General features: G+C 71.4%; 29 protein-coding genes. 13 read left to right on the top strand and 16 right to left on the bottom strand.

The window, feature by feature from the left end:
• Positions 1–27 precede the first annotated feature (27 nt).
• Entirely contained in the window at positions 28–498 is a 471-nt protein-coding gene (locus ACFQS1_RS08750; RefSeq protein WP_378965691.1) for a DUF2231 domain-containing protein, read from the bottom strand.
• Positions 499–688: 190 nt separating this feature from the next.
• Between ACFQS1_RS08750 and ACFQS1_RS08745 the strand changes: the two genes are divergently transcribed.
• Both ACFQS1_RS08745 and ACFQS1_RS08740 read left to right on the top strand, forming a co-directional pair.
• On the top strand, positions 689–1,123 hold the full coding sequence (locus tag ACFQS1_RS08745; RefSeq protein ID WP_378965690.1) for a Fur family transcriptional regulator: 435 nt from the start codon (positions 689–691) through the stop codon (positions 1,121–1,123).
• Between the two features lie 84 nt (positions 1,124–1,207).
• Positions 1,208–2,077 (top strand): oxygenase MpaB family protein, encoded by an 870-nt coding sequence (locus tag ACFQS1_RS08740; RefSeq protein WP_378965689.1) that lies wholly within the window; start codon positions 1,208–1,210, stop codon positions 2,075–2,077.
• A 524-nt stretch (positions 2,078–2,601) separates the two neighbouring features.
• On the opposite strand, the gene ACFQS1_RS08735 is transcribed toward ACFQS1_RS08740, so the two are convergent.
• From ACFQS1_RS08735 to ACFQS1_RS08705, 7 genes are all read right to left on the bottom strand, one after another.
• Entirely contained in the window at positions 2,602–3,414 is an 813-nt protein-coding gene (locus ACFQS1_RS08735; RefSeq protein WP_378965777.1) for a RecB family exonuclease, read from the bottom strand.
• Positions 3,415–3,555: 141 nt separating this feature from the next.
• On the bottom strand, positions 3,556–4,185 hold the full coding sequence (locus tag ACFQS1_RS08730) for a MarC family protein (protein WP_378965688.1): 630 nt from the start codon (positions 4,183–4,185) through the stop codon (positions 3,556–3,558).
• A 52-nt stretch (positions 4,186–4,237) separates the two neighbouring features.
• On the bottom strand, positions 4,238–5,092 hold the full coding sequence (locus tag ACFQS1_RS08725; RefSeq protein ID WP_378965687.1) for a PHP domain-containing protein: 855 nt from the start codon (positions 5,090–5,092) through the stop codon (positions 4,238–4,240).
• A gap of 98 nt (positions 5,093–5,190) precedes the next feature.
• On the bottom strand, positions 5,191–6,036 hold the full coding sequence (locus ACFQS1_RS08720) for a PH domain-containing protein (protein WP_378965686.1): 846 nt from the start codon (positions 6,034–6,036) through the stop codon (positions 5,191–5,193).
• A gap of 9 nt (positions 6,037–6,045) precedes the next feature.
• Positions 6,046–6,204, bottom strand: a complete 159-nt coding sequence (locus tag ACFQS1_RS08715; protein WP_378965685.1) for a hypothetical protein — start codon at positions 6,202–6,204, stop codon at positions 6,046–6,048.
• A gap of 128 nt (positions 6,205–6,332) precedes the next feature.
• A complete protein-coding gene (locus tag ACFQS1_RS08710) occupies positions 6,333–6,995 on the bottom strand; it encodes a DUF6758 family protein (RefSeq protein ID WP_378965684.1) in 663 nt (220 codons plus the stop codon).
• A gap of 81 nt (positions 6,996–7,076) precedes the next feature.
• Positions 7,077–7,751, bottom strand: coding sequence for a TrmH family RNA methyltransferase (locus tag ACFQS1_RS08705; protein ID WP_378965683.1), 675 nt, complete (start codon positions 7,749–7,751; stop codon positions 7,077–7,079).
• Between the two features lie 435 nt (positions 7,752–8,186).
• Here ACFQS1_RS08705 and trxA point away from each other — a divergent pair, with 435 nt between their 5' ends.
• The 4 genes from trxA to ACFQS1_RS08685 all read left to right on the top strand — a co-directional run bounded on the left by trxA (position 8,187) and on the right by ACFQS1_RS08685 (position 11,771).
• Positions 8,187–8,549, top strand: a complete 363-nt coding sequence (gene trxA / locus ACFQS1_RS08700; RefSeq protein ID WP_378965682.1) for a thioredoxin — start codon at positions 8,187–8,189, stop codon at positions 8,547–8,549.
• A 137-nt stretch (positions 8,550–8,686) separates the two neighbouring features.
• Positions 8,687–10,636 carry an intein-containing Rv2578c family radical SAM protein gene (locus ACFQS1_RS08695; protein WP_378965681.1) on the top strand — a complete coding sequence of 650 codons (1,950 nt, stop codon included), beginning with the start codon at positions 8,687–8,689 and terminating at the stop codon, positions 10,634–10,636.
• Positions 10,637–10,721: 85 nt separating this feature from the next.
• Positions 10,722–11,147, top strand: a complete 426-nt coding sequence (locus ACFQS1_RS08690; RefSeq protein WP_378965680.1) for a CoA-binding protein — start codon at positions 10,722–10,724, stop codon at positions 11,145–11,147.
• A gap of 93 nt (positions 11,148–11,240) precedes the next feature.
• Positions 11,241–11,771 carry a DUF4190 domain-containing protein gene (locus ACFQS1_RS08685; protein WP_378965679.1) on the top strand — a complete coding sequence of 177 codons (531 nt, stop codon included), beginning with the start codon at positions 11,241–11,243 and terminating at the stop codon, positions 11,769–11,771.
• A gap of 225 nt (positions 11,772–11,996) precedes the next feature.
• Here ACFQS1_RS08685 and ACFQS1_RS08680 read toward each other — a convergent pair whose 3' ends face one another.
• Positions 11,997–12,905 carry an SDR family NAD(P)-dependent oxidoreductase gene (locus ACFQS1_RS08680; RefSeq protein WP_378965678.1) on the bottom strand — a complete coding sequence of 303 codons (909 nt, stop codon included), beginning with the start codon at positions 12,903–12,905 and terminating at the stop codon, positions 11,997–11,999.
• A gap of 117 nt (positions 12,906–13,022) precedes the next feature.
• Here ACFQS1_RS08680 and ACFQS1_RS08675 point away from each other — a divergent pair, with 117 nt between their 5' ends.
• Entirely contained in the window at positions 13,023–13,397 is a 375-nt protein-coding gene (locus ACFQS1_RS08675) for a DUF4190 domain-containing protein (RefSeq protein WP_378965677.1), read from the top strand.
• 91 nt (positions 13,398–13,488) lie between these two features.
• On the opposite strand, the gene ACFQS1_RS08670 is transcribed toward ACFQS1_RS08675, so the two are convergent.
• On the bottom strand, positions 13,489–14,205 hold the full coding sequence (locus tag ACFQS1_RS08670; RefSeq protein ID WP_378965676.1) for a hypothetical protein: 717 nt from the start codon (positions 14,203–14,205) through the stop codon (positions 13,489–13,491).
• Between the two features lie 225 nt (positions 14,206–14,430).
• Positions 14,431–15,354, bottom strand: a complete 924-nt coding sequence (locus ACFQS1_RS08665) for a DMT family transporter (protein ID WP_378965675.1) — start codon at positions 15,352–15,354, stop codon at positions 14,431–14,433.
• Positions 15,355–15,490: 136 nt separating this feature from the next.
• Here ACFQS1_RS08665 and ACFQS1_RS08660 point away from each other — a divergent pair, with 136 nt between their 5' ends.
• Positions 15,491–16,213: an HAD family hydrolase gene (locus ACFQS1_RS08660; protein ID WP_378965674.1), complete on the top strand. Its 723-nt coding sequence runs from the start codon at positions 15,491–15,493 to the stop codon at positions 16,211–16,213.
• Positions 16,210–16,701, top strand: coding sequence for a hypothetical protein (locus ACFQS1_RS08655; RefSeq protein WP_378965673.1), 492 nt, complete (start codon positions 16,210–16,212; stop codon positions 16,699–16,701). The genes ACFQS1_RS08660 and ACFQS1_RS08655 overlap by 4 nt, the downstream gene beginning before the upstream one ends.
• A gap of 4 nt (positions 16,702–16,705) precedes the next feature.
• Here the strand turns inward: ACFQS1_RS08655 and ACFQS1_RS08650 are convergent, their stop codons facing one another.
• Entirely contained in the window at positions 16,706–17,575 is an 870-nt protein-coding gene (locus ACFQS1_RS08650) for a PhzF family phenazine biosynthesis protein (protein WP_378965672.1), read from the bottom strand.
• A 27-nt stretch (positions 17,576–17,602) separates the two neighbouring features.
• On the opposite strand from ACFQS1_RS08650, the gene ACFQS1_RS08645 reads away from it, so the two are divergent.
• From ACFQS1_RS08645 to ACFQS1_RS08635, 3 genes are read left to right on the top strand one after another with little or no spacing between them, the layout of a single operon-like run.
• Positions 17,603–18,886, top strand: coding sequence for a magnesium transporter MgtE N-terminal domain-containing protein (locus tag ACFQS1_RS08645; protein WP_378965671.1), 1,284 nt, complete (start codon positions 17,603–17,605; stop codon positions 18,884–18,886).
• Positions 18,883–19,410 (top strand): DUF1003 domain-containing protein, encoded by a 528-nt coding sequence (locus ACFQS1_RS08640; RefSeq protein WP_378965670.1) that lies wholly within the window; start codon positions 18,883–18,885, stop codon positions 19,408–19,410. The genes ACFQS1_RS08645 and ACFQS1_RS08640 overlap by 4 nt, the downstream gene beginning before the upstream one ends.
• Positions 19,411–19,430: 20 nt before the next feature.
• A complete protein-coding gene (locus ACFQS1_RS08635; RefSeq protein ID WP_378965669.1) occupies positions 19,431–20,579 on the top strand; it encodes an Mrp/NBP35 family ATP-binding protein in 1,149 nt (382 codons plus the stop codon).
• Here the strand turns inward: ACFQS1_RS08635 and ACFQS1_RS08630 are convergent, their stop codons facing one another.
• Complete coding sequence (locus ACFQS1_RS08630) at positions 20,580–20,987, bottom strand: twin-arginine translocase TatA/TatE family subunit (RefSeq protein WP_378965668.1); 408 nt, start codon at positions 20,985–20,987, stop codon at positions 20,580–20,582.
• 18 nt (positions 20,988–21,005) lie between these two features.
• The gene (locus ACFQS1_RS08625; RefSeq protein WP_378965667.1) at positions 21,006–22,259 is read right to left on the bottom strand and encodes a S1C family serine protease; all 1,254 of its coding nucleotides are present in this window, start codon (positions 22,257–22,259) and stop codon (positions 21,006–21,008) included.
• Between the two features lie 229 nt (positions 22,260–22,488).
• On the opposite strand from ACFQS1_RS08625, the gene ACFQS1_RS08620 reads away from it, so the two are divergent.
• The gene (locus tag ACFQS1_RS08620; protein WP_378965775.1) at positions 22,489–23,097 is read left to right on the top strand and encodes an O-methyltransferase; all 609 of its coding nucleotides are present in this window, start codon (positions 22,489–22,491) and stop codon (positions 23,095–23,097) included.
• On the opposite strand, the gene ACFQS1_RS08615 is transcribed toward ACFQS1_RS08620, so the two are convergent.
• Entirely contained in the window at positions 23,087–24,505 is a 1,419-nt protein-coding gene (locus ACFQS1_RS08615) for a leucyl aminopeptidase family protein (protein WP_378965666.1), read from the bottom strand. The two genes, ACFQS1_RS08620 and ACFQS1_RS08615, sit on opposite strands and share 11 nt — an antisense overlap.
• A gap of 77 nt (positions 24,506–24,582) precedes the next feature.
• Positions 24,583–24,750 carry a DUF3117 domain-containing protein gene (locus ACFQS1_RS08610; protein WP_014447667.1) on the bottom strand — a complete coding sequence of 56 codons (168 nt, stop codon included), beginning with the start codon at positions 24,748–24,750 and terminating at the stop codon, positions 24,583–24,585.
• Positions 24,751–24,807: the final 57 nt, after the last annotated feature.

The raw sequence follows: 24,807 nt of genomic DNA, 5'->3' as shown, positions 1-24,807 counted from the left end.
AGCGGCCGCCTTCTGACCAGCGGCCCGTCAGTAGGACCCCCACACGGCGGTGGCGCCCGCGTCGCCGGTGCGGAAGACGTAGTAGCCCGCGAACAGGCCCAGCACCACCATCGCCGCCGCCAGAACCCATTGGACGACCTTGGGGGTCGATCCCGAGCCCCGGCTGAGCACGACCGCCACGATGCTGACCAGGCCCAGCGCCAGCGAGAACCAGAAGGTCATCGTGCCGAAGTGCATGTGGTCGTCGAGAATCTCCTTGCCCCGGCCCTTGACACCCTGGCTGATCAGCCGGTCGTAGAGCTCCTCGCCGGACTCCTTGGCGACGAACGTCGAGATCGGCGCGACTATCCCGAGCAGCAGGACGGCCCAGCCGATCTTCGAGCGCCACGGGGCCACGAGCGCGTAGACAATGGCGCCGAGGGCCAGGAGCGGAACGAAGACGACCGCCGCGTGCAGCACGAGCGCGTGCACGGGCAGGCCGTTGATCTGGTCGAACAAGACGCCTCCTCGATCATGAACGGACCGTCAGCCCGAGAGTGTCTGACGGCGCAAACATCCGCTGTGTGCGCTTACGCCGTTCCGCCCGTTCCGGTTCACCGGCAGACCGATCCCGTGACATCCCACCAGAACGGCCCGGCTCGCAAGGTCACTAGTTGGGGTTTGCCGTGAAGCGTGCTGTCATGGACGGATGTCCGGCAACGACGATCTTCTACGCAGGCACGGCCTCCGCGTCACCCGGCCGCGCCTTGCCGTGCTGGAGGTCCTCGCCGAGGGCGGCCACCTCGAGGTGGAAGAGATCGCGGGCCGCGCCCGCGCCCGCCTCGAGTCGGTTTCCACCCAGGCCGTCTACGACGTGCTCGGCGCTCTCTCCCGGGCCGGCCTGGCCCGGCGCATCGAGCCGGCCGGCAGCCCGGCCCGCTTCGAGGCACGGGTGGGCGACAACCATCACCACATCGTCTGCCGGGGGTGCGGCGCGATCGCCGACGTCGACTGCGCGGTCGGCGAGCGCCCCTGCCTGACCCCGCAGGAGGCGCAGGGCTTCGAGGTCGACGAGGCCGAGGTCACCTTCTGGGGTTTGTGCCCCGATTGCCAGGCCCGCCGCCGGGTGGACGAGGCAGTCTGATCGCTCGGTGAGCGCCGGGACCCGCGCGGGTCCCTTTTCTGAACAGGTTCAAGTTTTTCGGGTTTCCGTGGCAACCTTGTTCGCATGAGTGGGGACTTGGGGCTGTTCGGACCGGACTCCGTCACCTGGAAACTGCATCGGGAACCGATTCTGCTGCTCGGCGGGCTGCGCTCGCTCTACCTCCAGGCATTGCACCCCCGAGCGGTGGCGGCCGTCGCGCAGAACTCCAGCTATCGCGCCGACCCCTGGGGCCGGCTGACCCGCACCTCCGCCTACGTCGGCACGGTCGTCTGGGGCACCACCGACGAGGTCCACAAGATCGCCGCCCGGGTGCGCCGCCTGCACTCCCGGATGACCGCGGTCGACCCGCGCACCGGCGAGCGGTTCCCGCTGGACGAGCCCGAGCTGCTGCGCTGGGTGCACGTGGCCGAGGTCGAGTCGTTCCTGACCACCGCGACCCGAGCCGGCGTCCGCCTGACGCCCGCGGAGATCGACGGCTACTACACCGAGCAACTGCTCGCCGCCGAGCTGATGGGCCTCGACCCCGCCACCGTCCCCGCCACGGCCGACCAGGTGGACGCCTACTACGCCGAGATGCAGCCCCGCCTCAGCCTGACCAGGGACAGCGTCGAGACCGCGATGTTCCTGACCCTCCCGCCGGTCCCGCGGAACTGGGGCAGCCGAGCCGTGCGCCTCGGCCTGTCCCTGGGCCCGACCCGCTGGGCCTACTTCGGCATAGCGGCGACCGCGATCGCCATGCTGCCGCCCTGGGCCCGCCGCATGTACGGCGGCCTGGGCTGGCCCACCACCGACCGCACGGCCGACCTCTCCGCCCGCGGCCTGCGCCTGCTGCTCTCCTCGGTCCTCTCGACCATCCCACGAAGCCTCCGCGTGGCCCCCATGCGCGAGGCCGCCCTGGCCCGAGCGTCCGCCGCCGGCATCACCGCCTCCTGACCAGCCAAGCCGCACCGGCAACGGCCGAGACAGGACAACAGCAGCAACGCGCGACGACCGCGACAAAGCGATCGCGACAAAAGCATCGCGGCGAAGGCAGCAACGCGCGGCGACGGCGCCAGGAGCAGCCACACGGCGCCACGAGCAGCAACAAAGCGCGACGAGCAGTAACAGAGCGCGGCGGCAAGCAACGGCCGCAGACAGCTGCGGCACGCCAACCGCCCACGGCTGCCACCGGAAGGGCAGCGGTGCCCTCGCCCAGCCGCTCACCCCGTCAGCGAGCGGCGGGGCCAGCCAGACAGCCGTCGGCCGGCCAGTCAGCCAGCCGTCGGCCGGCCAGTCAGCCAGCCGTCGGCCGGCCAGTCAGCCAGCCGTCGGCCGGCCAGTCAGCCAGCCGTCGGCCGGCCAGTCAGCCGGCCAGTCAGCCGTCGGCCAGCCAGTCAGTCAGCCAGCCAGTCAGCCGTCGACCGGCCGGTCATCGGCTCATCCCGTCAGCCGGTGCCCATCCCCGCCGCGCAAGCCCATCAGCTGCCCAAATGCTCCACCGCCGCCCACGGCTCCCGGACCGGCGCCTCCTGCCCCGCCGGACAAACCCGGCGGAAGTCGCACCAACTGCACAGCGACCCCGGATTGACCGGAAACTCCGCGTCGGGATCGGCCCCGCCGGCGACCGCCCGCTCGGCCGCGACGATGTCTTGGGCCGTCTCCTCGGCGCGCCGCACCTGCCGGGCCAGCGACTCCTCGGTGTGCTCATGGGCGGCGACCGTCCCGCTCGGCAGGTGGTGCAGCTCGACCCGGTGACACGGCCGCCGGAACACCTTCTGCGCGGCCCACGCATACAGCGCGAGCGCCTGCGACCCCCGGGCGTCGTCGGCGTCGAGCCCGGAGCGGCCCGTCTTGTAGTCGACGATCACCGCTTCCCCGTCGCGGGCGTCGATGCGGTCGGCGCGGCCGTTGAAGGCGAGCACCGACGTCTTGGTCGCGACCACCCGCTCCACCCCGAGCGGCTCCGCCAGCGGGTCGAGGCCGGCCACATATGTCTTCAGCCAGCCCATGGCCGCGCGGTACGTCCCTCGTTCCTGCTCGACGTCGCGATAGCCCTCGCGCACCCAGGTGGCCCGGAGCAGGCTGGGCAGCGCATCGGGCGCGCGCCGGTCGGCCGGCAGCGCATACCAATTCTTCAGCGCCGTGTGGACGCTCGCGCCCAGCGAGTTGTGTGCCCAGGGCGCGCCCTTGGCCGGAGTGGGCCGGTCGACGTAGGAATACCTGTACCGCCGGGGACAGTCGATGAACGTGCCCAGCTTGCTCGGGGTGCAGACGAACAGCCGCTCGGGCATGCCGTCGAAGCCGAGCTGCTCGGGAACCGCCCTGGCGGATCTGGTGAAGGCCACGGGGTAATCCTGCCAGCACCCCCCGACAAAAACTCCGGCGAAGGCCGCGGCGTACAACTCCACGAAGGCGTCCACCGCGTCCCGAACTCAGGCGAAGGCGAAGGCCGCGGCGTACAACTTCACGAACGAGTCCACCGCGTCGGCGATCAACTGCACGGCGATGGCCGCGAGCAGCAGCCCGGCGATCCGGGTCAGCACCTCGATGCCGGCCGGGCGGAGCAGCTTGACGATCACCCCGGAGAAGCGCAGGACGACCCACACGGTGAGCATCACCAGCAGGATGCCGATGCCGATCACCGTGTAGTCGGTGAGACCGTCGGCACGCTGGACGAACAGCATGGTGGCGACGATCGCGCCGGGCCCGGCGAGCAGCGGGGTGCCGATCGGGACGAGCGCCACGTTGCTGGTGCCGCCGCCCTGCTCGGCGGGCTCGTCGGTCTTGCCGGTGAGCAGCTGCAACGCGACGAGCACAAGCAGCAGGCCGCCGGCGCCCTGCAGCGCGGGCAACTCGACGTGCAGGTAGTCGAGCAGCGTCTGCCCGGCGACCGCGAAGCCCACGATGACCCCGAGGGCGAGCAGCACCGCCTGGGTGCCGGCCTTCATCCGGGCCCGGGACGGCATCGTCCCGGTCAGCGCCAGGAAGACCGGCACCATGCCGGGCGGGTCGACAATGACCAACAGGGTCACGTAGACCTCGCCGAGGAACTTCAGATTCACCCGATCAAGGTAGGGGTTGCCGCGCCGGTCACGCAGGCCGGTGCGGCGCGGGTCACCCGAGCACAGGGACGCCGGTCGCGGCGGAGACAATTTTCTCGTACGCCTCGGGCGCGGTGGTGAACGCGCCTAGCTGGACCGTCTTGTGCGTACCGTGAAAGTCGGAAGATCCGGTGACCACCAAGCCCAAGCCTTCCGCCAGAGCCCGCACGTGCGCCCGCTCGGCGGGCGAATGATCTTCGTGGTCGGCCTCGAGTCCGAACAGGCCCACCTCGGCGAGGTCGGCGATCAGCTGATCGGGCACCACCCGCCCGCGTGACGTCGCCCGCGGATGCGCGAACACCGGCACCCCGCCCGCGGCACGCACCGCACGCACGGCTTCAAAAACATCAAGATCAGCTTTGGGTACGAAATACCGCGCGCCCAGCCATCGGGAGGCGAACGCCTCGTTCGTCGTGCCGACCAGCCCGGCCCGGATCAGTGCCTGGGCGATGTGCGGCCGGCCGACCGACCCGCCCGCCGCATAGCCCCGCACCTCGTCCCAGGTGATCGGTACCCCGTCGGCGCGCAGCTTGGTGACGATCTTCTCGGCGCGCTGCTCGCGGTCGGTGCGCAGGGCGAACAGGTCGGCGGCCAGTCGCGGCTCGGCCGGATCGAACAGGTAGGCGAGCAGGTGCAGCGCAATCGGCCACTCGCCGCCGCCGAACCAGCGGCAGGACAGCTCGGCGCCGCGCACCAGCGTCAGCCCCTCGGGACGCGCCGCGGCGGCCTCGGCCCACCCGCCGGTGGTGTCGTGATCGGTGATCGCCATGACGTCGAGACCCGCGCGCGCACCCGCCGTGACCAGTTGCGCGGGTGTCAGGGTGCCGTCGCTGGCGGTCGAGTGGCAGTGCAGGTCGATTCTGGTCACCCGAAAACGCTACCGGCCGCGCACAACCGGCGACCGGGCGGATGCGAGATCCCTTCGTCACACGCCCACCAGGGAATTCACCCGGCAGGCGTCGGCCATCAGGCGTCGTCGCCGTCGCCGTCCTTGCCCAGCCGCGCTTCGACGGCCTGCGGCTCGTACATCTCCTCGACGACCCTCAGGTAGAGCTCGTTGGGGTTGGGCAGGTGCTTGACCTCGCGGAGCGCCTGGTCCTGGCCGGCCGACTCGAGGACGAACGTGCCGTAGCTGAGCATGCGGCCCAGCGCGGACTGCTCGTACTTCATGTCGGTCACCCGAAGGAGGGGCATCATCGCCACCCGCCGGGTGACGATCCCGTTGACCACCATCACCCGCTTGTTGGTCAGGATGAAGCGGTCGAAGTACCAGTCGAAGACCCGCCACGCGACCCAGCCGATCACGCCCAGCCAGATCAGCACCGCGACCGTCACCAGGCCGTCGATGTGCTGGCGGGTGAGGAAGCCGGCCAGATAGCCCAGCGCGAGCGTGGCGCCGGCGCCGATCAGCAGCGGGGTGGAGAGGTGGATCCAGTGCCTCTTCCACTCGCCGCGATAGCGCTCGGTCGGGAAGAGGTACCGCGCGACCAGGGTGGTCGGCTCGTCCTCCAGCGGGAGCACCCGGCGGGGGCCGCCACCGCCGCCCTCACCGAGGCCGGCCAGCTCCTCCTGGGTGATGATGGGCGGCTCGTACTCGCCGGCGTCGGTCGCGTAGCCCGCATCGGGGCTGTATCCCGCGTCCGGGCTGTAGCCCGCATCCGGACTGAAACCGGGACCGTCCGAATAGGGACGCCGGCGGGCGTACGCGGGATCGTCGAACGCGGGATCTTCGTACCCGAAGCTCTCGTCGTCGTCCCGAGGGCGCCCAGCACCCTCGTCTCGAGGCTCGTGCGGCTCAGCAGGACCACCCATGTAGAGATGCTAAGCGACGAGGTTCGTGAAGAACTGGCCGAAGCCCCGGGCAATATCGGCGATCGTCCCTCCGAGGGAGGCGAACACATCCGCCGCCGAGTTCGGGTTGAAGGCGATGAAAAAGATCAAGAACGCGATACCGAGCCAGGTGAGAACCTTCTTGACCATGGCGGGCCTTCTCCTGTAGGTGCGGGTGACGGTCAGCGCCGACGGTACTGACGGTATCAGCTTCGTCGCTCCGTGTGAACAATGTGACCGAAAAGCCGATACCGAAACCGCAGGTCAGGCCCCTCGAATCAGGCCCGGCCGTGCAGGTACGGCGACGGCGCTCCGTACACGAGCTCGGGCGGCACCCCCTCGGAGAGGTCGTGCAGTACGACGTGCTCCGCGAGAAAGTAACCCGCGCTTGCGGGCCACGCTACCGCATAGAGCCACATTCCTTTGGCCTCACTCACGTAGGCGCTTCGATCTTCCGGGGACTTGACGCACCACAGTGGAGTGGGATGGCCGGCTGCCTTGATCTTGGCGTGCGGGCCGGGGTGTCCACTCGGGCCGGCCAGCGCCTCGGTGAGCAGATATCCGGGGTCGATGCCCGGGATACCGGCGAACCGGGTGCCCAGCCCGACGCCGGGAAGCTCGGCGATCAGGACCACATCGGCCGGTCCGCCGCCGAGGGGCTCCGGCCCGCTGCAGGCGATCGCGCTCGCGCGTACGCCCAATCGGTCGTCACCCGCCCAGCCGGCGCCGGTCACCATCCAGCCGGCGGGCAGCGGCCACGGGCACCAGAACGGCACCGTCTCCGACCTCGGCGACCGCTGCCGGATCATGCTCTCGACGATCTCGGCGTTGATGTGCTCGGCCACGTGGAAGGGCGGGACGTCACCGCAGTTGTCGCAGCGCCAGGCGCTGTGCATCAGATCCGGCTTCCGGACCTGCGCGCCGCACCTGGGGCAACTCACCGTGACACCCACACACCTACGGTGCGGGGCCGCGAAGCCCTCGTCAAGCGGATCCGCAGAACCCGGACGTATCAGAAAGATTCACTCCGGCGGGGGTCCCGCATGAGCGCGAATCCAGGCATGCATGGCGATGCCGCTCGCCACCCCGGCGTTGATCGAGCGGGTGGAGCCGTACTGGGCGATCGAGAACAACTGACTGCAGGCCGAGCGGGCCGTGGCGGAGAGGCCGGGACCCTCCTGGCCGAAGAGCAGGACGCACCGGCGGGGCAGCGTGACGGTCTCCATCGGGCGCGAGCCGGGCAGGTTGTCGATCCCGATCACCGGAAGGTCCTCGCCGGCCGCCCAGGCCACGAACTCGCCGATGGTCGGGTGGTGCCGGATGTGCTGGTACCGGTCGGTGACCATGGCGCCGCGCCGGTTCCACCTGCGCTGGCCGACGATGTGCACCGCGGCCGCGAGGAACGCGTTGGCGTTGCGCACCACGGTGCCGATATTGAGATCGTGCTGCCAGTTCTCGATCCCCACGTGGAAGTCGTGCCGGCGGGTGTCGAGGTCGGCCACGACGGCCTCACGCCGCCAATACCGATAGCGATCCACGACGTTGCGGCGATCACCCTGCGCGAGCAACTCGGGATCGAACCGCGGATCGGACGGCCACTGTCCCACCCACGGACCCACGCCGACCTCGGCAGATCCGTCCGACGGCCCCGCCGCCACCGCCGACGGGACCGACGACTCGCCGTCATCCGCAATCATGGGCGGTTACGCTACCCAGCGGTGTGGAGACGCAATGAGCGGCGGGGCCCTCCCCGGCACCCGCCGCCCACGCTCTGTTGAAAAGAAGTCTGCCTTACCGTCCGTATCGATGTGAAGGACTTTCAGATGTGACCCAAGTCACATTAAAGTTTGTTTACCATTACCTTCGCTCACCGGAGTTACGCAGGAAGACCGGGGTGCAACCGGTTCCGGGAGGGGCCTTGCGAGGCCTCCGGCAGGAAAACAGTCGGCACGACTTGGCTCGGAAATGAGAGCGCTCTCCCTACTTATCGTTACGATGGGTGGTCTAGAACCAACACCGCGTTCGGAAATCGTGCCGCATGACACGTGTCGTCACCCCGGAGAGCGGGAATGGGGCGGACTGACGATGGGTTTCAACGCACGCAAGCCAATTTTCCCGTGGACGGAGACATCATGGCGACGGTTGCGCTGACCGCTGAGAACTTCGATGAGGTCACCAACAAGGACGGCATCGTCCTGGTCGACTTCTGGGCCAGCTGGTGCGGCCCGTGCGTCCGGTTCGCGCCGACGTACGAGAGGTCCTCGGAGAAGCACCCGGACATCACCTTCGGCAAGGTCGACACCGAGGCCGAGCAGGCGATCGCCGCGAAGTTCGACATTCGCTCGATCCCGACGATCATGGCCATTCGCGACGGCGTCATCGTCTTCGCGCAGCCCGGCGCCCTTCCGGAGTCGGCCCTGGAGAACCTGATCGACCAGGTCGAGAAGCTCGACATGGACGACGTGCGCAAGCAGCTCGCCGCGCACAGCCACTGACCTCGGCGTACGCACCTGGCCCGCGGACCTGCCGGTCCGCGGGCCATTTCGCCGTTCGGCGGGCCCCGGTCCTTCCGCCGGGCGACACGCCGCCGCCGAGTGGACAACTTGATCGAACATGTGTTCGAATCTCAGCCATGCGATGGTCCAACCTGTCGGCTCCCCACGACGGCGACTCGCTCCTGGACAGGGCAGCGCCGGCGGCTCCACCCCTGCCGCTGGCGCTGCCCGGCGCCACCGTCCGCACCTTCGACACTCCCGGCTTCGCCGGGATGACGTTCTACGAGGTGCGGGCGAAAAGCTTGATCAACCGGGTGCCCGGCGCATCGCGGGTGCCCTTCGAGTGGACCATCAACCCCTATCGGGGCTGCTCGCACGCCTGCTCGTATTGCCTGGCCGGCGACACCCCGATCCTGATGGCCGACGGCACCACCCGTCCGCTCGCCGAGCTGCGCCCCGGCGACGCCATCATGGGCACGATGGGCGCCGGCGCCACCCGACGCTATGTGCCCACCACTGTCCTCGACCACTGGCAGACGCAAAAGCCGGCCTTCCGCGTCACACTGGCCGACGGCACCCGGTTGGTGGCCAGCGGTGACCACCGCTTCCTCACCGACCGCGGCTGGCGGCACGTCGCCCCCGCCGACGCGCACCAGCCGGCCCTCGCCGTCGGCGACCTGATGTTCGGGGTCGGCCACTTCGCCGAGCCGCCCAAGGAGACCCCCGACTACCAGTCCGGCTTCCTCTGCGGCCTGATCCGCGGCGACGCCGCCGTGCACCACTCGGTGCCCGGCAGCTGTCCGTCCCGCAAGAGCGGGGTCTGGGCCCGCGCTGATCGCTACCTCGAGGACCTCCCGCTCCACGAGGCTCTGCGCTGGCCCGAGCAGCCCACGTCGGGGTGGTACAGAGGCTTTCTCGCCGGAGCCTTCGGCTCGACCGGCCGGGCCGACCGGCTCTCCATCACGTTCGCCGGCGGCGACCAGCTGTTCCGCAGCCGGGTGATCGATGCGCTCACCCGGCTCGGCCTGCCCAGCCGGACCCCGGTCGTCACCCGCCCCGGCGCCCCGGCGACCGTCGAGATCGACCGTGACCTGTGGGCGGCGCTGCGCTTCCGGCACCTCACCGGCATCGACGGCGCGCCGCTCGACGCCTCCGGGGTCGGCGTGCGCAAGAGCCGAGCGCTCGCCGTCGTCGACATCGCCGACCTCGGGCTCACGCTCCCGCTGTTCGACATCTCCACCGGGACGGGCGACTTCATCGCCGACGGCGTGGTCAGCCACAACTGCTTCGCCCGCCACACCCACACGTATCTCGATCTCGATTCCGGCCACGACTTCGACTCCAAGGTCGTCGTCAAGGTCAACGCGGGCGAGCTGATCCGGCGCGAGCTGGCCGCGCCCCGCTGGTCCGGTGCGCCGATCGCGATGGGCACCAACGTCGACGTCTACCAGCGCGCCGAGGGCCGCTACCGCCTGATGCCCGAGATCCTGGCCGCGCTGCGCGACCACGCCAACCCGTTCTCGATCCTGACCAAGGGCACGCTGATCTTGCGCGACCTCGACCTGCTCCGCCAGGCGGCCGAGGTGACTCGCGTCGGCCTCGCGGTCTCGGTCGGCTTCGTCGACGAGACCATCTGGCGCTCGGTCGAGTCCGGCACGCCCAGCCCGCGCCGCCGGCTCGACGTGGTGCGCCGGCTGACCGACGCCGGCTTCGAGGTCGGCGTGCTGATGGCCCCGATCCTCCCCGGCCTCACCGACGGCGACGAGTCCATCGAGCAGACGGTCGCCGCCATCGCCGCCGCCGGCGCGGTCAGCGTCACCCCCATCCCGCTGCACCTGCGCCGGGGCGCCAAGGAGTGGTACGCGTCGTGGCTGACCCGCAGCCACCCCGAGCTGGCCCCGCGCTATCGCGAGCTCTACGGCAAGGGCTCCTACCTCCCGGAGGCTTACCAGGACGAGATCGGCGCCCGGGTGCGCATGGCCGCTCGCCGGCATGGCCTGCACCGCCCGAGCCCGGCCCAGATCCGCGACGTCGGCTCCGCGCCATCGGGCGACGAGCCACCGCCCCGTCAGCTGACCCTGCTGTGATCTGCGGACCCTGCTGTGATCCGTGGGCCCTCTGCTGTGATCTGCGGAGCGGCCGCGGGCCGTGCGCGTGACTACAGTCGATCACATGAGGAGCGCACAGCAGATCCTGACGGAGGCCAACGTCATCGCCGTGGTGGGTGCCTCGCGGGATTCGTTCAAGCCGGCGCATACCGTTCCGCTGCAGATGCTCCGGCACGGGTGGCGGATCATTCCGGTCAACCCCTTCGCCGACGAGGTGTTCGGCATCAAGGCGGTCCCGACGCTGGCCGACATCGGGGAGCCGGTCGACCTGGTCGACATCTTCCGGCCGGCGCGCGATGCGGTCGAGATCGTGCGGCAGGCGATCGCCATCAAGGCGCCCGCGGTGTGGCTCCAGAGCGGCATCGTGTCGGCCGAGGCGCGGCGGCTGGCCGAGGAGGCCGGGATCGACTACGTGGAGGACCGGTGCCTCGCGGTCGAGCGGGCCGTCGGCAGTCTGACAAAACTTCCCGGCGGACATCGGGGAAATTGAGTCCGATTGGCGTCGCTTCCTGGGACGGAGTACGCCTATCGTGTCCCCACGTTTGTCCCGGCTAGTACGGTGCCGGGGAACGAGGAGGACCTCATGACATATCCGACGTCCGGCGGTACGCCGGATCCATATCAGCCCCAGCAGCCCTACGGGCAGCCCAGCGACCCCACCCAGCCGTCCAGCGGACAACCGTACGGCCAGCCGCCGTCCAGTGGGCAGCCCTACGGCCAGCCGCCATCGAGCGGCCAGCCCTACGGCCAGCCGTACGGGCAGCCTCCGCCCAGTGACCAGCCCTACGGCCAGCAATACGGCCAGCCGCAGGGTTACGGGCAGCAGCCCTACGGCCAGCCCGGCTATCAGCAACCGGTCTACGTCCCGGTGGCGGGCACGAACACGATGGCGATCCTGGCCCTGGTGTTCGCGTTCATCTTCGCGCCGGTCGCGATCATCCTCGGCCACATGGCCAAGAAGCAGATCCGCCAGACCGGCGAGCAGGGCGAGGGCCTGGCCACGGCCGGCCTCTGGCTCGGCTACATCTTCACCGGCCTCGGCGTGCTCGTCTGCGCCTTCTACGTGGTCGCGATCATCTTCGCCGTGAACAACGGGATGAACAGCACCTACTGATCGGTGCGGTCGGCCGGGTAAGCCCGGCCGACCGACCGACGAAGCAAACCGTCAGGCCGCCGACCCGCCCGCCTGAGTCACGCGGCGCGCCAAAGTTGCGCCGCGCCCTGAGCCTCGCGTGGGCCTGAGTCACGCGCACCATCGAGCCGCGAGGCCGCGCCGATGCCGGCCGGCCTTACGGCCCGCCGCTCCGCCCGCCGGCAACCCGGCGGGCGGAGCGGTGGGTCAGCGGAATTCGGCCTCACGGACGCTGTTGCCGCCGTCGACGACGAGCATCTGGCCGGTGATGTACGAAGCGGCCGGGGAGCAGAGGAACGCGATCGCGGCGGCCACCTCGTCGGGGGTGCCGGGGCGGCCGATCGGCGTGCCCAGACCCTGCTTGATCTCGGTCACCGTCGAGGCGGCGGTGTAGATCGTGCCGGGGGCCACGCAGTTCACGTTGACACCGTCGGCGACCAGCTCCATCGCCAGCGCCCGGGTCAGCCCCACCACGCCGGCCTTGGCGGCGGCGTACGCGGCCTCGGTGGGGAGGGCGTTGACCGGGCCCGCGGTCGCGGCCAGGTTGACGATGCGGCCCCAGCCGCGCTCGGCCATCGCGCCCTGGAAGGCGCGGCTGCACAGGAACGCCGTGCTCAGGTTGCGGTCGATCTCGGCCTTCCACTCGTCGTAGGTCAGTTGCGCGACCGGGCGCAGGACCTCGGGCGAGGCGCGGCTCGCGAGGCCGGCATTGTTCACCAGCACCTCGACGTCGCCGAGCTGGTCGGTGATCGCGTCGGCCAGCGCGCCCACCTCGGCCTCGTCGGTCAGGTCGGCCACGAAACCGGTCACGCCGAGCTCGGCGGCCCGGTCGTGGATGCGCCTCGTCGTCGAGACGATCGCCACCCGGGCGCCGAGGTCGCGCAGGCGGCGGGCGGTCGCGTACCCGATGCCGTCGGGGCTGCCCGCGCCGGTGACCAGCGCGACCTTCCCGTCCAGGCGGAGGGTCACGGGCGCCTCGCCGGGCTCTGCCTCCACCGGGGCATCGGCCGTGTCGGGGACGTCGGGAACGGTGGTGCGCGGCCGGCGGCCGGCCGCGGGCCGGGTGGCGTCACGCCGGGAACGGCTGCCGCTGGCGGAGCGGGCGTCGAAGACCATGCGGCGATCCTGCCCCGTCACATGCGCCTGGGCAAACATCGCCCCCATGTGGCGCACGACCGGCGTACGTGACCTCGTTGTTTAAAGTGAGTCGCCGACAACCCACCGGAGGCGATATTGAGCTATCCGTATCCGTCCGACCCGACGCCGCCCCCGGACAACCCGGTCCCGCCGGCGTATCAGTACCCCCAGCCGGTCTACCAGTACCTCTACCGGCCGCCGGAGACCGAGGGGTTGGCGATCGCGTCGCTGGTCGTCTCGTGCGCAGCGGTGCCGGGCCTCTGCGGGTACGGCTTCGGTGGCATCCTGGGGATCGTCGGCGCGATCATGGGCCACGTCGCCCGTCGGCGGATCGCCCGCAACGGCACGAACGGAGCCGGTATGGCGCTGGCCGGCATCATCGTCGGCTGGACCGCGGTCGCCCTGCTGGTGGCGGCGATCGTGCTCATCGTCGTGCTGGTCACGCTCAGCGAGTCCGATCCCAACTGGTGACATGATCCCCCGGTGGCGGGGATGCGGCGGGGCGCGCCCAGGACGGTCGGGTGGTGGGTCGCCCGGCGGCGGGCGATGCGGCCGACCGCCGTCAGCGAGGACGGTCGTGCGATGGCTCGTCCGGCGGCGGGGCGATGCGGCTGGTCGGGGCCGGCAGCGGGCGTACCGGATCGGCCTCTTCGAAGATCAGCGGCGCCTTCACGCCATAGCGGGCCAGCAACTGCCGGCGGGCCTCCTCGACGTCGCGGACGCCGAGCTCGACGCCGCTGCCGTCGTGCCGGGCGCCGAGGCTGACGATGCGGACTCCCCGCTCGGTCCAGTACGGCAGGTCGGCCAGCACCCGGTCGTGCCAGAGGGTCAGGTCCTTGGTGGAGTGGCCGGCGTCGCGCACGACCACGCAGGCGTCCTCGGCCGACGTGCGGATGAAGTCGTCGAAGGCGGCCGACGGCACGCGGTAGACGATCGCCCGGACCCGCTCCTGATCGACCTCGATCCCGGCATAGCTTTCCGCGAACCGGGCCCGGCCGGCCTGGTCGATCCGGCCCATCACCGCCTCCAGGTGGGGCGGCGTGACCGGCACCTGAACGCCGCCGACGGTGACGTGCTCGGGGGTGCGAGGCACGCCGCAGCCCGCCGTGGTCCAGCCCCCGGTCAGCCCCGGCGAGTCGACGATCTCCCCGTCCCCGGGCCCGCCACACCCGCCGATCATGAGGACCGCCCCGAACACCAGGCCCGCCCAGAGCCGGACGCCCGCCCGCGGCCCCAGGCCCGCCCGGCGCCCGAGACCCGCCCCGAGCCCAGGGCCCACCCGAAACCCAAGGCCCGCCCGAAACCCAAGGCCCGCCGGGAGCACGAGACCCGCCCGGAATCGACCGCCGTACATCGCATTCCCCCTCTCTACCCGCCCTCGCCGGCCGCCGCCAACCCGGCGCCCCACCCGGGATCAACGAGCGAACCCACCCAAAGCGGACCCAGGCCGGTCCGGCCGATCACGCGGGAGCGAGGCGAGGTCCAGGTGGTGGCCGGACAGGCCTTAGTCGGCGAGGGCCGGATCGATCGCGGGGCGGCCGGCCCGGGCGGCGCCGAGGATCACGACGGCCACGCCGGTCAGGAGCAGCAGCAGGCCGGGCAGGGCGGCGGGCCGCGGCTGCTGACCCAGCCACACCCAGGCCAGCAGGGCGGCCCCGGGCACCTCGAGCAGGGCCAGCACGCTGACCGTGGTGGCCGAGGTGCGCTGGAGGGCGTAGTTGAACATCGAGTGGCCCAACAGCTGCGCCCCGGCCACCAGGGCCAGGATCGCGGCCCACGTACGCCGGTCGTAGCCGGCCAGGTCGACGCCGGCGATCAGGCACACCGCCAGCAGGACGGCCGCGCACGTGCCGTAGCAGATCCAGGTGTACGTCGTGGTGCTCAGCGTGGCCCGGGCCTGCTCGCCCAGGGCGGTGTACACGGCCACGGCGATCGCGCCCAGCAGGGCCAGGACGTCGGCCAGCACCGCCGTCGCGGACACACCGACGTCCGCGCCGGTGGCCCACGCGGCACCCGCGACCGCCACGACGATGCCCAGCCAGCCGGCGGCCGACGGACGGCGGCCCTGGGCGGCGGCGATCAGGCCCTGCCAGACGGGCTGGGTGGCGACCAGGGCCGTCGCGGTGGCCACCGAGCCGAGCTGGACGCTGGGCATCCACGTCGCGAAATGTGCGGCCAGGGCGACGCCGGCCAGCAGCCCGAAGATCAAAGCGCGGCGGCCGGCGCCGCGGAGCTCGCCGCGGCGCGGCCCGAGGGTCACCGGGGTGAGGGCGACCGCGGCCAGGCCGTTGCGCCAGAACGCGATGGCCAGGGCGGGCGCGGCGGCGAACGCGATCAGCGGGGCCGACGACGAGACGGCGAGGACGGCGACCACCAGGGCGACGACGGTTGTCGATCCATGCCGTTGGTGCGGTGAGCGCCCATTCATCCCCGGCCGTCGCTTCTTGCACGGTTCTGGAACACGTTTACCGATCGCTATTGAACGGAAAGTAACGCCGTGACTACAGTCACCGAGGTTATCCCGCCCCTTTTGACCACCCGAAGCCCCGGGAGGCTGATTTATCGTGCCCGCATACTGTGCGGTCGTGTTTGACTTTTTTGGCACCCTGACCCGTGCGGTGCAGCGCGGACCTCAGCACGCCGAGATCGCCCGATCCCTGGGCGCCGATCCGGACGCGGTGACCGGGGTGCTCGACCGCACCTTCCGGGCGCGTGCCCGTGGCCGGTACGGCTCCGCCGAAGCCACCCTACGATGGGTCATCGAGCAGGCGGGCGGCCGCCCCCGCCCGTCACAGGTGCGCGCGGGCGTGCCGGCCCGGATCAACGCGCTCAAGGCCGACACCCGGCTGCGGCCCGACGCGGTCAGCGTGCTCTCGGCCATCCGCCGGCGCGGTCTGGCGACCGCGATGATCAGCGACTGCACCCACGAGCTGCCGGCCTTCCTGCCGAGCCTGCCGGTCGCGCCGCTCCTGGACGCGACGGTTTTTTCGGTACGGCTGGGCATCTGCAAACCGGACGCGGCCATCTACCTGGCCGCGTGCCACGAGCTCGACGTCCAACCGGCGGAGTGCCTGTACGTCGGCGACGGCGGCAGCAACGAGCTCACCGGCGCCGCCACGGTCGGGATGACCCCGGTCCGGCTGGCCGCCCCGGATCTCGCCAACCACCTCGTGTACGACTCGGACACCAACTTCGCCGGGCGCACGGTTCGGTCGCTGACCGAGGTGGTGAGCCTGATCGACCACGCCCAGCTGACGGAGGCGGAAGGTGCGAGGATGTCCCGATGACGTCTGCGGTCCTCGAAGAGGCGGTCAAGAAGGCGGCGCTGGCCTGGGTCTCGGTCGGCGACGGCCCGGCCCTCGGCGTGTGGTGCATGCCGCTGGACGGCTCGCTGATCGTGGTGACCGGCCCGGGCGAGCAGTACGCGCCCGGCCTGGCCGAGGCGTCCACGGCGACGGTCCGCCTGCGCGGCGACACCGGTGGCCTGATCGTGGTGGCCGAGATGACGGTGACCCGCCTGACCCCGGGCGGCGACGAGTGGGCCGAGGTCGCCCCGCAGCTGGCTCAGAAGCGCCTGAACGCGTCCGGCACGTTCGACGAGCTGGTGGCCCGCTGGGTCGCCGACGGCTGCGCGATCGTCCGCCTGACCCCGTCCGGCGAGGACACGACCGCACCGGAGCTGCCGGCCGACTCGGGCGCGGCCGCACCGCGGGAGACCCCGGCCCGGGTGGAGACCCGCCGGCCGTTCAAGCTCCACCGAGTACGTAAGCCATGAAGAGCTAACCGATGAAGGGCGGTACGGCGATCTCGCCCTTCGCGATCGGACAGACGTGGCCGGTCACGGTGGCGACGGTGGCCTGCCCGGCCGAGGCGGTCACGGTGCAGTCCAGCAACGACGGACGCTTCATCTCGATGCCCTGGTGGATGCGGTAGGACGAGGTGCCGTCGGCCGGCAGGATCCCCGCGCCGACCAGATAGACGCCGAGGCCAAGGGCGGCCGAGCCGGTCGCCGGGTCCTCGGGGACGGCGGCACCGGGACAGAAGACCCGCGCGTGGGCCTCCGCCGGGGCCGCGGACCAGGAGAAGATGCTCAGCTCGGCCACCCCGAGCTTCTCGGCGGCCGCGTCGTCGATCCGGATCTTCGCGAGCGCTTCCCGCCGTACCGGAAGAAACACCCAGGCCAGACCGCACCCAGCGGAACGTGGGGCAGCAAGCTCGTGGTCCTCGGCCGCGAGGCCGGCCAGGGCCAGCAGCGGGGCGGGATCGAGCGGCTCGCCCAGCGTCGGCTCGCCACCGGTGAGCGTCGCCGAGCCGGACTCCCGGACCGAGAGCGGCAGCAGGCCCGCGCCGCACTCCTGGATGATCTCGCCGGGCGGGAAGAGACCGCGGCGCATCGAGGTCACCGCGGCGCCCACGCTCGGGTGGCCGGCGAACGGCAGCTCACGCTCGGGGGTGAAGATCCGCGCGCGGTAGGTGGCCGCGGCGGTGGGCGGGAGAATGAAAACGGTCTCCGCCAGGTTGAACTCGCGGGCCAGCGCGTGCATCTGGTCGGCGGCCAGATCGTCGGCGCCGTACACCACGGCCAGCGGATTCCCGGCGAAGGGGCGATCGGTGAACACGTCGACGATCTCGTACGCCACGGTGGACATGTCCGGACCCTAACCTAGGCTGAGGCGGTGACCATGGGGACGCGGGTTTATCTGGCCCGGCTGGCCGGGCTGGGCGTCTTCGACCCGAACGGCGACCGGGTCGGCCGGGTGCGCGACGCGGTGGTGCGGCTGCGCACCACCAACCGGCCGCCGCAGGTCGTCGGGCTGGTCGCCGAGATGGCGCTGCGGCGCCGCATCTTCCTGCCGATCGGGCGGGTCACCTCGATGGACGCCGAGGCGGTGGTGCTCAGCACCGGCACGCTCAACCTGCGCCGCTTCGAGAAGCGGCCCAACGAGCTGCTGGTGGTGGAGGACCTGCTCGACCGCCGGGTCACCGTGAAGCCGGAGACCGGCGACGGGCCGGGCATCCAGGGCACCGTCGTCGACATCGGCATGGAGCAGAACCGCAGCAACGAGTGGCTGGTCACCCGGGTGGCGGTGCGCGAGCACACCGGGCGGCTCACCCGCCGTGGGCACGTCTACCAGGCCGAGTACGAGCGGATCCGCAATCTGTTCGGCCCGACCGACACCCAGGGCACCTCCAACCTGCTGGCGCTGCTCGAGCAGATGCGCCCGGCCGACATGGCGAACGCGCTGCAGGACCTGCCGGACGCCCGGCGCAACGAGGTGGCGGCCGCGCTGAGCGACCGCACCCTGGCCGACGTCCTCGAGGAGCTGCCCGAGCACGATCAGGTCGAGATCCTGGTACGCCTCGACCGCGAGCGTGCCGCGGACGTGCTCGAGCGGATGGACCCGGACGACGCCGCCGACCTGCTCGGCGAGCTGCCCAAGACCGAGCAGACCGTGCTCCTGGACCTGATGGAGCCCGAAGAGGCGGCCCCGGTCCGCCAGCTGATGAACTATCGGCAGGGCACCGCGGGCAGCGTGATGACCTCGGAACCGGTGATCCTCACGCCCGATGCGACGGTGGCCGAGGCGCTGGCCCGCATCCGCGAGCCGGAGCTCTCCCCGGTGGTGGCGGCGCAGGTCTTCGTGGCGCGCGCGCCCTCGGCCACGCCGACGGGTAAGTACCTCGGCATGGTGCATTTCCAGCGGCTGCTGCGGGAGCCACCGGCCACGATCCTGGGCGGCATCGTCGACAGCGACCTCGATCCGCTGCGTCCCGAGGTGGCGCTCGCCGAGATCATCAAACGCATGGCGACGTACGACCTGGTGGCGATGCCGGTGGTGGACAACGCGCATCGGCTGGTGGGCGCGGTCACGGTCGACGACGTGCTCGACCACTCGCTGCCCCGGGGCTGGCGCGCCCGGGACGCCGAGGCCACTGACGAGCAGAGGGTCGACCTGTGAGCACCGAGCCGCGCCGGGACCGGCTGGACCAGCCGGTCGAGCCGGGGCGGGTACGGCTGCCCCGGCTCAATCCCGAGACGTTCGGCCGCTGGTCGGAGGCGATCGCCCGGGGCATGGGCACAGCTCAGTTCATAGTCTGGATGACGATGGTGATCGGGGCGTGGTTCGCCTGGAACACGCTGGCGCCGGCGGATCTGCGCTTCGACCCGTACACCTTCACGTTCTTGACCTTGATCTTGTCCTTGCAGGCGTCCTACGCGGCGCCGCTGATTCTGCTGGCCCAGAACCGGCAGGCCGACCGCGACCGGCTGGCGATGGAAGAGGACCGGCGGCGCGCCGCGATGCAGAAGGCGGACACCGAGTATCTGGCCCGCGAGATCGCCTCGCTGCGCATCGCGATGGGCGAGGTGGCGACCCGCGACTTCCTCCGCTCCGAGCTGGCCCGTCTGGCCGACGAGCTGGACGAGGCGGCCCTGCGCCGGGAGAAGCGGGCCCGTATGGAGTGGGAGGACGAGCGCTCCTGACCACCGAGTAACCTCGAATCATGTCCGCTCCCGCCCCCACTCTCGAGGAAGCGATCCAGGCCGCGCTCGCGACCGTGGACGACCCCGAGATCCGCCGCCCGATCACCGACCTCGGCATGGTCAAGGGCTTCACCGTCACCGGCGCGCATGTGAAGGTCGAGCTGCTGCTCACCGTGGCCGGCTGCCCGCTGCGCGACAAGCTCAACACGGACATCACCGCCGCCCTCACCAAGGTCCCCGGGATCAGCTCGGTGAGCATCGATTTCGGCGTGATGACCGAGGAGCAGCGCAAGGCGCTGCAGAGCACGCTGCGCGGTGGTTCCGCCGGTGCCGAACCGATCATCCCGTTCGCCCAACCAGGTTCCCGGACCAGGGTGTACGCGGTGGCCAGCGGCAAGGGTGGCGTCGGCAAATCGAGTGTGACGGTCAACCTGGCGGCGGCGCTGGCCAAGCGCGGGCTCTCGGTCGGCGTGATCGACGCGGACATCTACGGCCACTCGGTGCCCCGCATGCTCGGCGTCGAGGGCCGCCCGACCCGGGTCGAAGACATGATCATGCCGCCGCAGTCGCACGGGGTGAAGGTGATCTCGATCGGCATGTTCACCGCCGGGAACGCGGCGGTGGTCTGGCGCGGGCCGATGCTGCACCGCGCGCTGCAGCAGTTCCTCGCCGACGTCTACTGGGGCGACCTGGACGTGCTGCTGCTCGACCTGCCGCCGGGCACCGGCGACGTGGCGATCTCGCTGGCCCAGCTCCTGCCGAACGCGGAGATCCTGGTGGTGACCACGCCGCAGGCGGCCGCGGCCGAGGTGGCCGAGCGGGCCGGCGCGATCGCGCTGCAGACCCACCAGCGACTGCTCGGCGTGGTGGAGAACATGTCGTGGCTCGAACTGCCCGATGGCTCCCGCATGGAGGTCTTCGGGGCCGGCGGCGGGCAGACCGTGGCCGACTCGCTCACCCAGACCGTCGGCGCCTCGGTGCCGCTGCTCGGTCAGGTGCCGCTGGACACCCGCGTGCGCGAGGCCGGCGACGCGGGCGAGCCGATCGTGCTCGCTGCCCCGGACGCCCCGGCCGCCAAGGCCCTGGACGAGGTGGCGGCCAAGCTGGCCGTCCGGCGCGACTCCCTGGTGGGCAAGCCCCTCGGCCTGATGGTCAACGCCAAGCGGTAATTACGTCGCGTCCAGATCGAAGCTCTGCCGCTTCTCCAGTGCAGCACCGGGAGAGGCGGCAGGCTTTTTGATGTCCGCTGCGGCCGCCACGTCGGACAAATCCGATTTGACGCCGTTGAGGTCGGACTTGACGTCGTCGAGGAGGCCCTGCAGCGGCTTGCGCAGCGCGTCCTCCTCTTCCTCGCTGAGGATGTGCTTGCGGATGAACGCCTTGGGGTGCAGATCCTGCAGCTGGAGGTCGGTGCCGAGCTCCTTGTTCAGGTCGGAGGTGGCGTTCTGCGCCATCGCCCGCAGGCCGCGCAGCATGCGCATGCCGTCGCCGATCACCTTGGGCAGGCGCTCACCGAAGATCAGCAGCGCGAGGAGCAGCAGCGCCCCGATCTCCCACCAGTTCAGGTTGTCAAACACGAGCCCAGCCTACGCATTTCAGTTGCTGTCGGCGACCAGCGTCACGGAGGCGGTGGCGGTCTTGGCGCCCCGGCGGTACTCCACCGGGACCACCGTGCCGGGCGCGTACTTGCGCACCAGGGCGATCAGGTCGGTGCTGTCCTCGAGGACGTGGTTGTCGAGCTTGGTGATCACGTCGCCGGCCTTGAGGCCCGCGGTGGCGGCCGGGCCGGCCGGCTGGACCGAGCGCAGGCGGGCGCCGGTGACCGTGCGAGTGCCGGTGGCCACCTCGGCGCCGATCACCGTGCGCCGGGCCTTGCCGTGGTCGATGATGTCGCCGGCGAGGCGCTTGGCCTGGTTGATCGGGATGGCGAAGGCGAGGCCGATGTTGCCGGCGTCGGTCTCGGTGGTGCCCAGCGAACGGATCACCGAGTTGACCCCGACGACCTGGCCGGCCGCGTTGACCAGCGGGCCGCCCGAGTTGCCCTGGTTGACCGCGGCGTCGGTCTGGATGGCCGCGTAGTAGCGGGTCGTGCCGCCCGGGTCGCCCGACTGGATCGTCCGGTCGAGGGCGCTCACGATGCCCGCGGTCACCGTGTTGACCAGCGCCAGCGGCGAGCCGAACGCGAGCACCGGGTCGCCGACCGCGATCGCGTCGGAGTTGCCGATCGCGACCGGGGTGAGACCGGATTTCGCGACCTTGATCACCGCGATGTCGGACTCGGGGTCGCGGCCGACCAGGGTCGCCTTGGCCGTGGTCCCGTCGCTGAACGAGACCGACATGTTGTCGCTGCCGGACTCGACCACATGGTCGTTGGTGATCACGTACCCGTTCGCGGAGACCACGAAGCCGGAGCCGATCGCGCCGGTGACCCGGACCGTCACGACGCTCGGCAGCACCTTCTTGGCGACGCCGGCCAGCGAGTCGGGCGCCCGGTTGACCGCGGCCGACGGCTCGGCCGGGGGCGCGCCGAGCGGGTTGCCGCCGGTGTCGGCCAGGCCGCCGCGGACCGCGAAGACGAAGCCCAGGGTGCCGCCGAGACCGCCGGCGAGCAGGGCGGTGATCAGGCAGATCAGCAGGACCGGGGTGAGCGAGCGGCGGGGCGCGTCGGGGTCGGTGACCGGCTCGGGCGCGGGACCCCCGCCCGGCGGCGGGGGCGGCAGCACGACCTGGGCCGGCGCGTACGGGTCGCGCCAGGGGTCGGCGAGGGCGTCGGACCACCAGCTCGCGTTTTGCGGCAGGGGCTGACCGGCGGGCGGCGGAGCGTTGCGCGCGTTCCAGCCGTCGGTCACGTCGGTGCCTCCCACACTCGCGGTCCTGAAGGAGCCCGGCTCCCCCTCAAGGATGACACGGATCCCCGAGCCCGCCCGGGCCCGGCCGGTTTATCCCATCGACGGCCGCGTGCGTCCCGGGAGAGCATCGCTCTACTCTCATAGCCGATGTGCGCCGATTCCGCACACCCACCCGGAGGTCGTCATCATCCCGTCAGCCCGTCCGATCGGCCCGCAATCGGCCCAGTCGCTGCAGTTCGCCGAGGCCTACGCCGCCGAGGACATCGTCCTGCAGACCGCGCGCGGCCTCGCCCATGAGCTGGGCCTGGAGAGCGTCACTCCGGCCGCGGGGTCCGTGCTGCGCCTTCTCGCCGCCGCGGGCAACGCCAAGGCGGTGGTCGAGATCGGCACGGGTACCGGGGTGAGCGGCGTCTGGCTGCTGCGCGGCATGCGGGCCGACGGGGTGCTCACCACGATCGACGTGGAGAACGAGCACCAGCGGATCGCCCGCCGGATCTTCGTGGAGGCCAGCTTCGCGTCCTCGCGCACCCGGATCATCACCGGCCGCGCGCTGGATGTGCTGCCCCGGCTCGCCGACGGGGTCTACGACCTGGTGTTCGTGGACGCCGACGCGACCGAGTTCGGCGCGTGCGCGGAGGCGGCGCTGCGGCTGCTGCGGCCGGGCGGGGTGCTGGTGGTCAACGGGGCGATGGCCGGCGGCCGGATCAGCGACCCGGCCGCCCGCGACGTCGACACGCTGACCATCCGCGAGACGGTGCGCACCGTGCGGGAGGCCGAGGAGTGGATCCCCGCGGTGATCCCCTCGGGCGCCGGCCTGCTGGCCGCGGTCAAGCGCTGAGCCGCTCGAGATAGCGCAGCAGGGTGCGGGCGCCCCAGCCGGTAGCGCCGCGGGTGATCTCGAGCTCGGTGGCCTCGGCCCAGGCGGGCGCGGCCATGTCGACGTGCGCCCAGGCATCGGCCTTGTCGCCGAGGAAGTCGGCGAGATACAGCGCCGCCACCACCGAGCCGGCGCCGCGTATTGGCGAGCTGTGCCGGTCGGCCAGGTCGCTGCTCAGGTGCTCGCGGTAGTCGTCGGGCAGCGGCAGCCGCCACATCTGCTCGCCCGCCCGGCGGCCCGCCTCGGCGAGCGCGGCGGCCAGGTCGTCGTTGTGGCTGTAGAGCGCGGCCGTGCGGTGGCCCAGCGCGACCGTGTTCGCCCCGGTCAGCGTGGCCAGGTCGATGATCACGTCGGGATCGAGCTCGGCGGCCGCGTAGCCGAGCGCGTCGGCCAGCACCAGGCGGCCCTCGGCGTCGCTGTTGGTGGACTCGCTGGTGGTGCCGTCGTAGTGGGTGATCACGTCGCCGGGGCGGTAGGCGCCGGCGCCGACCGCGTTCTCGGCCAGCGGGAGCAGCGCGGTGACGCGTACCGGAAGCTCCAGCTCGGCCGCGCCCAGCGTCGCCGCCGCCACCGAGGCCGCGCCGCCCATGTCGACCTTCATCCGCTTCATGCCCTCACGGGTCTTGATCGAGAGACCGCCGGAGTCGAAGGTGATCCCCTTGCCGACCAGGGCCACGTGCGTGCGGGCGCCCGCCGGCGACCAGGACATCTCGACCAGGCAGGGCGGGCTCACCGAGCCGCCGCCGACGGCCCGGAGGCCGCCGAAGCGGTCCAGCTCGGCGCCGGAACGGATGCGGACCTCCACTCCGGTACGGCCGGCGGCGGCGCCCACGAGCTCCTCGGCCAGCCAGGCGGGGTTCTTCAGCGAGGACGGGGTGTTGGTGAGGTCGCGGGCCAGCCAGGCAGCGCGTGCGGATGCGGTCGCGAGGGCCATGCTCTCGACGTACGCCGAAAAAGCGGGAGAAATCAGCTCGACCGCGGCCGATCGGCGGTCTTCGCGGCCGTCGCGAAAGCGATAGCCGCCCAGCCAGAGACCCTCGGCCAGGCCGCGCACCGCGTCCGGCGCGCCCTCGCCGGGCAGCATCACCTGCACGGGCTCGCCGGGACCGACGTCGCGGATCGCGGCGGCGCCGGCGGCACGCCAGCCCGCCTCGTCACCCGCGCCGACGCCCACCAGCACGACATTTCGGGGCCGGCGCAGCGGCCGTGGCAGCAGTGTCACGTCACCGGCCGCGGCGCATCCCTCGGCCAGCGCGTCGATTTCCGCCGAAAGCTCGCCCGCCTCGTGCGACAGTGGGCCCGAGGCGGCGATCGGCACGATTCTGGTGCGGTCGTCGTCGAGATGATCGGTCAGCCTGATCGGAAACACGAGAGCATGACCTTTCTCGAAGACATGGAAAGCCCGCCGGTACGGGCGGTACCGTACCGGCGGGCTCGCGCGAAACGTCAGCCGGCGATCGACTTCAACGCGTCGCCCAGCGCGTTGGCCTCGTCCGGAGTCATCTCAACGACGAGACGGCCACCACCTTCCAGTGGGACGCGCATGACGATGCCCCGCCCCTCCTTGGTGACCTCCAGCGGACCATCGCCCGTCCGCGGCTTCATCGCCGCCATTTCGTCTCCCCTCAGACCTACATCAGGGTGTCGGTGGGTTTCCCCACTGCCACTTCT

It is taken from the genome of Paractinoplanes rhizophilus (assembly GCF_042664765.1).
In the GTDB taxonomy this organism is placed as follows: Bacteria; Actinomycetota; Actinomycetes; order Mycobacteriales; family Micromonosporaceae; genus Actinoplanes; species Actinoplanes rhizophilus.
This window is presented reverse-complemented; position numbering and strand designations above follow the sequence as displayed.